Genomic DNA, 10,508 nt, shown 5'->3' on the forward strand with positions numbered 1-10,508 from the left:
GGAACCGGCGGTACCGGCTACTTCGCCTCCGCCCCGTCGCGCGGGACGGCCTGGTGAATCGGCAGGTCAGGATCGATTTTGATGCCCAGCAGCGCCGTCGTGCCGATGATCGCACCCATCATGATCGTGGTCAGATGCTCGATGAATTTGTCGCGCGGCATCCGTCGGGGGCTGTCCGGGCTGGGTCCCAGCCACCAGTCGGTCGACGACGCCGCGGTGCCGAACGTCGCGAACGCGGCCAGTTCCATCGCCTGGCGGTCGAGCTCCATCTCGCGCAGCTCGTTGTTGAACAGTTCGGCCATTGCCAGGGTGATCTCGCGGCCCTCGTTGACCGCCCGCATGGTGGCCTCGGCCTGCTCCGGAAAACGGCCCTGCAGGACGAATCGCACCACGTTGGGATGTTCGTCCACCAGGTACACGTACTGCTCGATGCTGCGCTTGATGACCTCGCTGGCCGAATCGGTGGCCAGGTTGATCACCGGGAAGATCTCGGCCCAGAGCATGTCGCGCAATCGCTCGCCGATCGCCTGGAACAGGTCCGCCTTGTCCGTGAAGTGGCGGTAGATCTTCGGTTTGGCCGTTCCGGCCTCCTCGGCGATCTCGCGCACGCTGACTTCCGGGCCGCGTTGGTCGATGGCGCGGAAGGCGGCATCGACGATTTGGGACCGCACCTGCTTGCGGTGCTCCCGCCAGCGCTCGCTGCGGGCGTCGACCTTCGGCCCGGCGGCGGTCTCACCGCCCGGCTTCGGCTTGGGTCGAGGCACGCGCACGCCCAGCACTGTACTCCCACCGGCGCGCTGACCTGGCACAACAGCCCATACACGCCGGTGCGTCGGCAATGACATGGGTCACAGATTGGTCAGCAATGGCGAAACAAGTTGAAACCCAAAGTATTTGGCCGCTACGCGCGTCGACACCGGCGAGCAGCGCCGCGGCGTACGCTTAACATGGCGAAAGAGTCCAGCAGCAACCGAAACGACCAGCAGCGAAACGGGACCATTTGTGACGCAGCGATTCGACGTGGCGATCGCCGGCGGAGGACCGGCAGGCTCGGCGGCAGCGTGGCAGGCGGCGCAGGCCGGGGCACGCGTGATAGTGCTGGACAAGGCGGACTTCCCCCGCGACAAGCCCTGCGGCGACGGCCTGACCGCACGCGCGGTGAGCTATCTGCAGAAGATGGGGCTGGCCCCGGAGGTCAGCAAGTTCCACCGCGTCGACCGGGTCACCGTGTTCAGCCCCAGCCAGTGGGAGCTGTCGTTCCCCCAACGCCCCGGCATGCCCAACCACGGCCATACCGTCAGCCGCACCGAACTCGACATGCTGCTGCTCAAGCACGCCGAGTCCGCCGGGGTCACCGTGCGGCAGTCGGCGGAGGTCGCCGGCCCCGAACTCGACGACCGCGAACGCGTCACGGGAGTGGTGCTCAAAAGCGGCGAGAAGGTCCTCGCGGATGCGGTGATCGCCGCCGACGGCGCCTACTCCCCCATCAAGCGTGCGATGAAACTGGATTCGCGCTACAACGGCTACTCGGCCATCGCGATCCGCGCCGAGATACATGCCAACCGGCCGGACACCGACAGTCTGGACATCTATTGCAAGCTGCTCTTCGACGGCGACCAGCTCCCCGGCTACGGCTGGGTGTTCCCGATGGGCGCCGGCCGCTTCAACATCGGCCTGGGTTACGTCAACAGCTATCGAAACTGGCAGTCCATCAACGCCACTCAGTTCCTCGGCGAGTTCCTGCGCACCCTGCCCGCCGAGTGGGAGCTCCCCACGATCGACGAGCTGAAGAAGAACAAGAGCGTGCGGGCCTGGCGGCTGCCGATGGGATTCACCGCCTGGCCGCCGTGGCGCCCGGGTGTGCTGTTCGCCGGCGACTCGCTGGGCGCGGGGAAACCCGCCTCCGGCGCGGGCATCTCCAAGGCCCTGGAGTCGGGTCTGGTGGCCGGCGAGAGCGCCGTGGCCGCGTTGACCAACGGCGGCCCGGACGACTTCACCAACTACCAGCAGCGCCTGCAGGCCAGCTGGGGCCGGGAATACCGGCGCGGACGCGCCTTTCACAAATTGATCGGCTATCCGAAGGTCGCCGAGACCGGGCTGAAGCTGCTCGACAACGCCGCCTTCCGGGACCGACTGCTCAAGGCCCTGTACAAGAAGGCGCAGGGGCCGCAACACCGCTACTGAGTGGGCACCACCACGTAAAGTCGCAGACCGTGGAGCAACGCATCAGTCTCATCACGCTCGGCGTCGACGACCTCACGCGCAGCCGATCCTTCTTCGAGCAGGGCCTCGGCTGGTCGGTGTCCGGTGAGTACGACGAGGTGGCCTTCTACCAGTTGCCCGGGATCGCGCTCGCGCTGTTCGGCCGGGCCGATCTCGCCGCGGATGCAGGCGTGAAGGTCGACGGCCGCTTCAGCGGGATCAGCATCGCCATCAATGAACGCAACGAAGCCGACGTGGATGCCACGATGGCCCGCGCCCAGGTCGCCGGCGCCACCGTGGTCAAGGCCCCGCACAAGACCTATTGGGGCGGCTACTCCGGTTACTTCGCCGACCTCGACGGCCACGTGTGGGAGGTGGCGTACAACCCGTCCTGGACCATCAATGCCGATGGGTCCGTGACCATCTGAACCGTCAGCGGCGCCCGCGCTTGGCCCGGCCCGGCTTGCGGTCGGTCTTGGCGGCGGCGCGGGCGGCCTGCTTCGCCAGCGTCTTCTCTCGCGCGGTGCGCTTGGGCATCGGCTGCGACTGCCCGCGCGACGACCCGGGCTTGCGGCCCCGCACGATCCCGATGAAGTCCTCGATCGGCGCCGATTGTGGGCCCTCCGGAACCGCCAGCGCCACCGCGCAACTGGGCGCGCCGCTGATCGGACGGAAGGTGAGATCCTTGCGGTGATACAGCCGCGCCAGCGATTGCGGAACCATCAGCACCCCGACCCCGGCAGCGACGAGTTCCATTGCATCCTGGGTGGTTTCGGGCCGATGCTCGACCGGGGTCCCCGGCGCGTCCGGCCAGTCCAGCACGTGATCGTGGGGCAGCAGCACGGGCTCCCCATGCAGGTCCGCCGCGGCGACGTCGTCGGCCGCGGTGAGCAGATGGTCGACGGGCACCACCACGACCGCCGTCTCCTCGTAGAGCGGGATGACGGCCAAACCGGACGTGTCGGCCGGCAACCGCAGTACCGCGAGGTCGACCGCGCCGGTCCGGACCGCGTCGGCGGCGTCGGCCGCGGCCACGAGGGTCAGCTGCAGCGGCACCTCCGGCCGGCGCTGCGCCCAGTTGCGGGCCCACTTCGCCGGTGTCGCGCCGGGGACGTACCCGAGGGTCAGCGAGCGCGACGACGACGGAGCCACCGCCTCAGGCTACCGATACGCTGGTCGCCATGAGCAGGCCGAACACCCAGTCCATGAAACCCGCCACCGCGGCGAAGAAGCTGGACGTGTACTTGCCCGCGACGCCCGCGGAGTTCCAGGAGAACGCGATCACCCGCGCCGAGCTCGCCGCTCTGCAGGCCGACCCGCCGCAGTGGCTCCAGGACCTCCGCAAGCACGGGCCGCACCCGAAGAACCTGGTGGCCGCCAAGCTCGGGGTGTCGATCGCCGGGCTGGCCCGCGGCGGGGTCAGCGATGCGCTGACCACCGAGCAGATCGAGCAGCTGCTGGCCGACAAGCCGGACTGGCTGGTCGCCGAACGGGAGAGCTACCAGGAGGTGCTGCGCGAGCAGCGGCGCCTGAAGGCCGTGCGCGCCCAGAAGGCACGCGGGAGCTGACGACCGGCCCGGGTCAGCGGGTGGTGTACCCGCCGTTGGCGAACAGCGTCTGCCCGGTGATCCAGTGGCCGTCGGTGGCCAGGAAATCCACGATGGGCGCGATGTCCTCGATGAGGGTCAGGCGGTTGCCCATCCCTTGCGACTTGTGGAATTCGACGCGCTCGGGGGTCTCCTGCCCGTAGAAGAAGGGGGTGTCCATGGGGCCGGGTGCGATCGCGTTGACGTTGATGCCGCGGGTGCCGAATTCCTTTGCGGCGGCCCGGTTGAAGTGCTCCACCGGAGACTTCCCGCCCGCGTAGGTGGAGTAGCCGTCGGTGAACGCGCCCAGCAGCGCGGTCACGATGGTGATCAGGGAGCCGTCGTCGTTGAGGGTGCGACCCGCCTCCTTGATGAAGAAGTACGCCGCCTTGGCGTTGATGTCGAGCATCGAGTCGAAGTCGGCCTCGGTGGTGTCCAGGATGGGCTTGCGTAGGACCTTCCCGACAGTGTTCACCGCAACGTCGATGCCGCCGAATTCCGATGCGGCCGCATCGAAGAAGGCGGTGACGGTCGACGGTGCGGTCAGGTCGCCCTGGAACAGCAGGGCGCGGGCACCGGCGGCCTCGACCGCGGCGACGGTCTCCCGGGCCTGCGCCTCGGACGCGGCGCTGTTGTAGTGCACCGCGACGTTGGCTCCCTGCTCCGCCAGATGGCGGCTCACCAGGCCGCCGAGATTCTTGCCGCCGCCGGCGACCACGGCGGTCTTGCCGGAAAGTTTGCGGGCGCTGTCTGTCATGTCGTGTCCTCCGACGGTTGTGATATTTGCTGTAGCTTCCAAACTAAGCGCAGGACACTCAACCAACAAGCGAATATTTATGGACCTTTAACAACTATTACTTGTGTATCTTGGGCGGGTGACCACGCCTGACCTCCGCCGCCTGGAACAGTTCGTCGCCGCGATGGAGGAGCCCACCCTCGCGGCGGCGGCGGCCAGGCTGCACGTGAGCCAGCAAGCACTCTCCGCGGCGTTGCGGCAGCTCGAACGCGAGCTGGGGACCTTGCTGTTCACCCGGTCCGGGCGGCGCCTGGCGCCCACCGCCTCGGCACGCACCCTGTACGAGGGCGCACCCGCGGTGCTGGCCGGCGCGCGCCGACTGGCCGCCCGGGCCCGCGAGGCGGGCGCCGAGCGCGAACGCCCGTTCGTGGTGGGCCGCAGTCCGGCGGTGACCGCCGATGAGGCGTTCGTCTTGCTGGAACCGCTGATCGCCCGCGCTGTCCCGGTGTCCATCACGGTGCGGGAGGTGTTCCCGTCCGCGGTGGCCGACGAGCTGTACGACGGCACCCTGGACCTGATGCTGCGGCGCGGCGTCGCCCTGCCGGACCGCCTCGCGGGTGCGACGCTGACCTACCACCCGTTGCGCGTGGCGCTGCACCGCGACCACCCGCTCGCCGGGCGCGCCCGGTTGGCCCTGGCCGAACTCGCGTCCTCACCGATCGTGGTGTGGGCGCCGCCGCACACGTCGTTCTACACCGATTTCCTTGTGGCGCAATGCCGACGGGCCGGATTCGAGCCCGATCTGGTGGTGAACCGGGTCCAGGGCACCCCACCGGATACCGCGGTACTGGCGGCGCCGCAGGCGGCGGCCTTCGTCACCGGGCCCGTCGGTGCCCGGTTCGAAGGACGGGTCGCGGTGCGCGAACTCGATGACGCGCCGCAGGTTCCGGTGCAGGCGTTGTGGTTGCCGCACACCACCGACCCGCTACGCGCGGAGCTGCTGGCCGCCTATCCCCCGGCGTGAGGAGGCGCGACGAAGCAGTACGCCCGTGGCGTTTCCCGGTAGACAACGGTCTTGGCCGCCGGCGGGCAAGCCGGATCGTCGACCACACCGTCGACGCGACGGATGACCCTGACGTTCGCGGCGGGATCCGCGCAGTCGGCAGGCGCGACGGTGGCGCCGAGCGCGTAACAGCGGCCCTCACGCAGGTTGAACATGAAGCAGTACGTCCGTACCCCGCTGGTCAACAGCGGGTATCTGGCGCCACCACGCGAGCCGTCCGGACAACTCGCGGTCGCGTCACCCTTCGACGCCAGCTGCAGCGTGGCGTCGGAGCTGCTGCAATCGGCAGCTTCTACGTTCAACCTGCGCGCCGCGAAGTCCTCGGCGGTGATGCACTGTCCCTCATTGAGATTGCTCGCGGAAGGCGGCGCGGCACGCGTGTCGGCGAGCGCCGACAGGACGTGCCCGATTCCGAGAAGCGTCACCAGGGAACCGATCACGAGGAACACGGTTCCCCGCCCCGCCGGCCGGGACGGCCCGTGGTCGCCCAGGTTGGCGGGGCCGGTGTCGTCGTTCTGCAGCAGGCGCTCGGCGTCGCGGGTCACCCAGCGTCGGTGCGCGCGACGGCGGTAGAGCCCGACGGCCAACAACAGTGCACCGGCCAGCGGAAAGATCAGCGCGGCGGTCGCGCTGCCCAACCGGTAGGCCACCAGGTCATCGGCGAACAACTCGACCACAACGATCCCCCTGATAGATGTTGTGGGGAGCCTAACCCGATCTGCGCGTTGGCGTGCTCACCGATTTGTACGCGGCGGCCGATGCTGCGGATTGCGACGCCGCCACGGCGCGTCCCGGACGAAACCGCACGATCGGCGGAGGCCCGAGTGGCGCGCCGCGGCCGGCGACGGTCTACAGCATGCAGGACACGCAACCCTCGACTTCGGTTCCCTCCAAAGCCATCTGGCGCAACCGGATGTAGTAGAGCGTCTTGATGCCCTTGCGCCACGCGTAGATCTGCGCCTTGTTCACGTCGCGCGTGGTGGCGGTGTCCTTGAAGAACAGCGTCAGGCTCAGACCCTGGTCCACATGCTGAGTGGCGGCCGCGTAGGTGTCGATGACCTTCTCGAAGCCGATCTCGTAGGCATCCTGGTAGTACTCCAGGTTGTCGTTGGTCATGTAGGGCGCCGGGTAGTAGACGCGGCCGATCTTGCCTTCCTTGCGGATTTCGACCTTGCTGGCGATCGGGTGGATCGACGACGTCGAGTGGTTGATGTAGGAGATGGATCCCGTCGGCGGGACGGCCTGCAGGTTCTGGTTGTAGATCCCGTGGGCCTGCACCGACTCCTTCAACCGCTTCCAGTCGTCCTGGTTGGGGATCCGGATGCCGGCGTCGCTGAACAACTGGCGCACCCGCTCGGTCGCCGGCTCCCACACCTGATCGGTGTATTTGTCGAAGAACTCACCCGAGGCGTACTTCGAGCGCTCGAAGCCCTTGAAGGCCGTGCCGCGTTCGATGGCGATCTTGTTCGACGCCCGCAGCGCGTGATAGAGCACCGTGTAGAAGTAGATGTTGGTGAAGTCGATGCCCTCTTCGGAACCGTAGAAGATCCGCTCGCGCGCCAGGTAGCCGTGCAGGTTCATCTGCCCCAGGCCGATGGCGTGCGATTCGTTGTTGCCCTTCTCGATCGAGGGCACCGAGACGATGCTGGTCTGGTCCGACACCGCGGTCAGCCCGCGGATGGCCACCTCGATGGTCTGCGCGAAATCCGGCGAGTCCATCGCCTTGGCGATGTTCAGCGAGCCGAGGTTGCACGAGATGTCCTTGCCCACCTTGGAATACGACAGATCCTCGTTGTACTCCGATGCGGTGGAGACCTGCAGGATCTCCGAGCACAGGTTGGAGTGGGTGATCTTGCCGTCGATCGGGTTGGCCCGGTTGACGGTGTCCTCGAACATGACGTACGGGTAGCCGGACTCGAACTGCAGCTCGGCCAACGTCTGGAAGAACTCGCGCGCCTTGATCTTCGTCTTGCGGATCCGCGCGTCGTCGACCATCTCGTAGTACTTCTCGGTGACCGAGACATCGGCGAACGGCACCCCGTACACGCGCTCCACGTCGTACGGCGAGAACAGGTACATGTCCTCGTTCTTCTTGGCCAGCTCGAAGGTGATGTCCGGGATCACCACACCCAGACTCAGCGTCTTGATCCGGATCTTCTCGTCGGCGTTCTCCCGCTTGGTGTCCAGGAATCGGTAGATGTCGGGGTGGTGCGCGTGCAGGTACACCGCCCCGGCCCCCTGCCGAGCGCCGAGTTGGTTGGCGTAGGAGAACGAGTCCTCGAGCAGCTTCATGATCGGGATGACACCGGAACTCTGGTTCTCGATGTTCTTGATCGGCGCGCCGTGCTCGCGAATGTTGGTCAGCAGCAACGCCACTCCGCCGCCCCGCTTGGACAGCTGCAGCGCGGAGTTGATCGAGCGGCCGATGGACTCCATGTTGTCCTCGATGCGCAGCAGGAAGCAGCTCACCGGCTCGCCGCGCTGCTTCTTGCCCGAGTTGAGGAACGTCGGGGTGGCGGGCTGGAACCGGCCGTCGATGATCTCGTCGACCAGCTTCTCGGCCAGCAGGGTGTCGCCGGCGGCCAGCGTGAGCGCCACCATCACCACGCGGTCCTCGAAGCGTTCGAGGTAGCGCTTACCGTCGAAGGTCTTCAGGGTGTAGGACGTGTAGTACTTGAAGGCGCCCAGGAACGTCGGGAACCGGAACTTCTTGCCGTAGGCGCGATCCAGCAGCGACTTGACGAAGTTGCGCGAGTACTGGTCGAGCACCTCACGCTCGTAGTACTCCTTCTCGATCAGGTAGTCGAGCTTCTCGTCCTGACTGTGGAAGAAGACCGTGTTCTGGTTGACGTGCTGCAGGAAGAACTCCCGGGCCGCCAGCACGTCCTTGTCGAACTGAATCTTGCCGTCGGCGTCGTACAGATTCAGCATCGCGTTCAGCGCGTGATAGTCCAGTTCGGACTGCGTCCCGGAAGGCGCCGTGTGCGCGCCCGAGGTGACTACAGGTTCTGCAGCTGTGACGGTAGGTGGCACGTCTGTTCCTTCCAGAAATCCTTCAAGCCCGCCCGGACGGCGAAGACGTCGTCCGTGGTGCCCATCAGTTCGAATCGGTAGAGAAAAGGGACGCCGCACTTACGCGAGACGACTTCGCCCGCGTAGGCGAACTCGGCGCCGAAGTTGGTGTTGCCCGCGGCGATCACGCCGCGGATCAACGACCGGTTGTGTTTGTTGTTCAGGAACGCGATGACCTGCTTGGGGACGTACCCACCGGCGTCGGGGTCCGGGCCGTTGGCGCGTCCGCCGCCGTAGGTCGGCAGGATCAGCACGTACGGGGTGTCGACCTCGATGCGGTCATGCAACGGGATGCGCGTCACGGGACCGGGCCATTCGAGCTTGCGCACGAATCGGTGGGTGTACTCCGACACGCTGGAGAAGTAGACCAGGCTGCCCACCGGCTGCACCTGCTCGGCGCGCTCGGTGTCAGTGCTCGGCACGGTCGACCCCTCCCTTTCCGGTCTCGATCGTGGATGTGGTCAAGCGATCTCCGCGGCAGCTCCCGCCAGCGCCTTGATCCGGTCCGGCCGGAAGCCCGACCAGTGCTCGTCGCCGGCGACGACGACGGGCGCCTGCAGGTAGCCCAGGGCCATCACGTAATCCCGGGCCTCGCTGTCCAGGCTGATGTCGACGACCTCATAGGCGATGCCCTGCTTGTCCAGCGCCTTGTAGGTGGCGTTGCACTGCACGCAGGCGGGCTTGGTGTACACGGTGACGCTCATCTTCTCCTACGTCTCCCTCACTATGCTCAGCGAAGTCGATTGTTCGATCGACTTGTACTTGGTTTCGGACTTGTTCAACGGGTGACACTCACTGCTGTTCAGCGCGCCGGTCGGCCCCGAAATTCCGTCTCTGCGGGACCGCCTCCGCCGGGGTTTCCCGGACTGATCCGGTTCGGTTTCTGCGGTCCGTCTGACCTTCATGATCTTGGGTCTGTCGGCCTGTCAGACACTACACCTAGTGGCCGACATTGCGAAGAGATACCAGATGTTCTGAACAACATTCATGAAATTCCCAGGTCGTAAGCCCGTCGGAGACCCGCCCATCGGCGTGTCGTAGATCACAACACGCCGAAACCCCGGTGCGCGCCGTCCAACTGTGCGTAGGTCGCCCGACATCTCTACCACCGGGCACCGACAACGCCGCCTCGACGGGCGCCGCACCCGGGGCGCAAAGCCGGCTACAGCAAAGTCGCCGGCGGGTCAAGGCAGACCCGCCGGCGACTGTAGACCCCACGTTGTCCCGCCTAAGTGGCGGCGGCCACCTCGACAACCTCGGCGGTCAGGCGCTGTACGGCCGCGCGCACCCGGTCCACGAACTCGGCACTGTCCCCCGGATGCCGGCCGTCGAACTCCCTGGTCGACACCGACAGCGAAATTTCCTCGACCGGGGCACCGCCGGCGATGCCGAAGGACTTGCGCCCGTCGTCATGCGCCCAGCTGCCGCCGTAGCGACCCAGCGCCGCGCCGATCACGGCGACGGGCTTGTCCTTGATGGGGCTGTTGCCGTACGGCCGGGACAGCCAGTCGATCGCGTTCTTGAGCACTGCCGGAACGGTCCCGTTGTTCTCCGGCGTCACCGCCAGCACCGCATGGGCGCCCAGCGCCGCCTCCCGCAGCGCCGCCGCGGCGGCCGGCAACGGCTCGGCGTCGATGTCCTCGTTGTAGAACGGCACCTCGTCGAGCCCCTCGTGGATGGTCAGCGTGACGCCCTTGGGCGCATTGGCCACGGCCAGCTCTGCGATCTGCCGGTTCACCGACTCCGCTCGCAAGCTTCCCACCAGCACCAACACCTTCACATCCGCTGTCGTCTCAGCCGTCTCGACCATCCTCGTCCCTTCATCCGTTGCGTTGGACATCTTCCCACC

Annotated in this window: 12 protein-coding genes; 4 read left to right on the forward strand and 8 right to left on the reverse strand. The window is 66.9% G+C overall.

Annotation, left to right across the window (positions count from 1 at the left end; translation table 11 throughout):
• Positions 1-17 precede the first annotated feature (17 nt).
• On the reverse strand, positions 18-770 hold the full coding sequence (locus R2K23_RS15235) for a TetR/AcrR family transcriptional regulator (protein WP_396892099.1): 753 nt from the start codon (positions 768-770) through the stop codon (positions 18-20).
• 232 nt (positions 771-1,002) lie between these two features.
• On the opposite strand from R2K23_RS15235, the gene R2K23_RS15240 reads away from it, so the two are divergent.
• Together R2K23_RS15240 and R2K23_RS15245 are read left to right on the forward strand one after the other, a co-directional pair.
• On the forward strand, positions 1,003-2,184 hold the full coding sequence (locus R2K23_RS15240; RefSeq protein ID WP_316510429.1) for an NAD(P)/FAD-dependent oxidoreductase: 1,182 nt from the start codon (positions 1,003-1,005) through the stop codon (positions 2,182-2,184).
• A gap of 29 nt (positions 2,185-2,213) precedes the next feature.
• Positions 2,214-2,630, forward strand: coding sequence for a VOC family protein (locus R2K23_RS15245; RefSeq protein WP_316510430.1), 417 nt, complete (start codon positions 2,214-2,216; stop codon positions 2,628-2,630).
• A gap of 4 nt (positions 2,631-2,634) precedes the next feature.
• On the opposite strand, the gene R2K23_RS15250 is transcribed toward R2K23_RS15245, so the two are convergent.
• Positions 2,635-3,354, reverse strand: coding sequence for a LysR family substrate-binding domain-containing protein (locus R2K23_RS15250; protein ID WP_316510431.1), 720 nt, complete (start codon positions 3,352-3,354; stop codon positions 2,635-2,637).
• Between the two features lie 29 nt (positions 3,355-3,383).
• Between R2K23_RS15250 and R2K23_RS15255 the strand changes: the two genes are divergently transcribed.
• Positions 3,384-3,770: a DUF5997 family protein gene (locus tag R2K23_RS15255; protein WP_316510432.1), complete on the forward strand. Its 387-nt coding sequence runs from the start codon at positions 3,384-3,386 to the stop codon at positions 3,768-3,770.
• Positions 3,771-3,783: 13 nt separating this feature from the next.
• Here the strand turns inward: R2K23_RS15255 and R2K23_RS15260 are convergent, their stop codons facing one another.
• A complete protein-coding gene (locus tag R2K23_RS15260) occupies positions 3,784-4,545 on the reverse strand; it encodes an SDR family oxidoreductase (protein WP_316510433.1) in 762 nt (253 codons plus the stop codon).
• Between the two features lie 118 nt (positions 4,546-4,663).
• On the opposite strand from R2K23_RS15260, the gene R2K23_RS15265 reads away from it, so the two are divergent.
• Entirely contained in the window at positions 4,664-5,548 is an 885-nt protein-coding gene (locus tag R2K23_RS15265; protein WP_316510434.1) for a LysR family transcriptional regulator, read from the forward strand.
• On the opposite strand, the gene R2K23_RS15270 is transcribed toward R2K23_RS15265, so the two are convergent.
• From R2K23_RS15270 to R2K23_RS15290, 5 genes are all read right to left on the reverse strand, one after another.
• Positions 5,533-6,264 carry an LppU/SCO3897 family protein gene (locus R2K23_RS15270; RefSeq protein WP_316510435.1) on the reverse strand — a complete coding sequence of 244 codons (732 nt, stop codon included), beginning with the start codon at positions 6,262-6,264 and terminating at the stop codon, positions 5,533-5,535. The genes R2K23_RS15265 and R2K23_RS15270 overlap by 16 nt on opposite strands.
• 172 nt (positions 6,265-6,436) lie before the next feature.
• Positions 6,437-8,620, reverse strand: a complete 2,184-nt coding sequence (nrdE, locus tag R2K23_RS15275; RefSeq protein WP_316510436.1) for a class 1b ribonucleoside-diphosphate reductase subunit alpha — start codon at positions 8,618-8,620, stop codon at positions 6,437-6,439.
• Positions 8,587-9,039 carry a class Ib ribonucleoside-diphosphate reductase assembly flavoprotein NrdI gene (nrdI, locus tag R2K23_RS15280; protein WP_316517309.1) on the reverse strand — a complete coding sequence of 151 codons (453 nt, stop codon included), beginning with the start codon at positions 9,037-9,039 and terminating at the stop codon, positions 8,587-8,589. The genes nrdE and nrdI overlap by 34 nt, the downstream gene beginning before the upstream one ends.
• 81 nt (positions 9,040-9,120) lie before the next feature.
• The gene (locus R2K23_RS15285) at positions 9,121-9,363 is read right to left on the reverse strand and encodes a redoxin NrdH (RefSeq protein WP_316510437.1); all 243 of its coding nucleotides are present in this window, start codon (positions 9,361-9,363) and stop codon (positions 9,121-9,123) included.
• Positions 9,364-9,887: 524 nt separating this feature from the next.
• On the reverse strand, positions 9,888-10,469 hold the full coding sequence (locus R2K23_RS15290) for an NAD(P)H-dependent oxidoreductase (RefSeq protein WP_316510438.1): 582 nt from the start codon (positions 10,467-10,469) through the stop codon (positions 9,888-9,890).
• Positions 10,470-10,508 lie beyond the last annotated feature (39 nt).

Origin of the sequence: Mycolicibacterium sp. MU0050 (genome assembly GCF_963378085.1) — a bacterium.
Lineage (GTDB): Bacteria > Actinomycetota > Actinomycetes > Mycobacteriales > Mycobacteriaceae > Mycobacterium > Mycobacterium wendilense.

Bases quoted from the DNA above. Each gene is read 5' to 3' on its own strand.
- R2K23_RS15255 (WP_316510432.1), top strand. From the start codon at position 3,384: ATGAGCAGGCCGAACACCCAGTCCATGAAACCCGCCACCGCGGCGAAG.
- R2K23_RS15260 (WP_316510433.1), bottom strand. From the start codon at position 4,545: ATGACAGACAGCGCCCGCAAACTTTCCGGCAAGACCGCCGTGGTCGCC.
- R2K23_RS15285 (WP_316510437.1), bottom strand. From the start codon at position 9,363: ATGAGCGTCACCGTGTACACCAAGCCCGCCTGCGTGCAGTGCAACGCC.
- R2K23_RS15290 (WP_316510438.1), bottom strand. From the start codon at position 10,469: ATGGTCGAGACGGCTGAGACGACAGCGGATGTGAAGGTGTTGGTGCTG.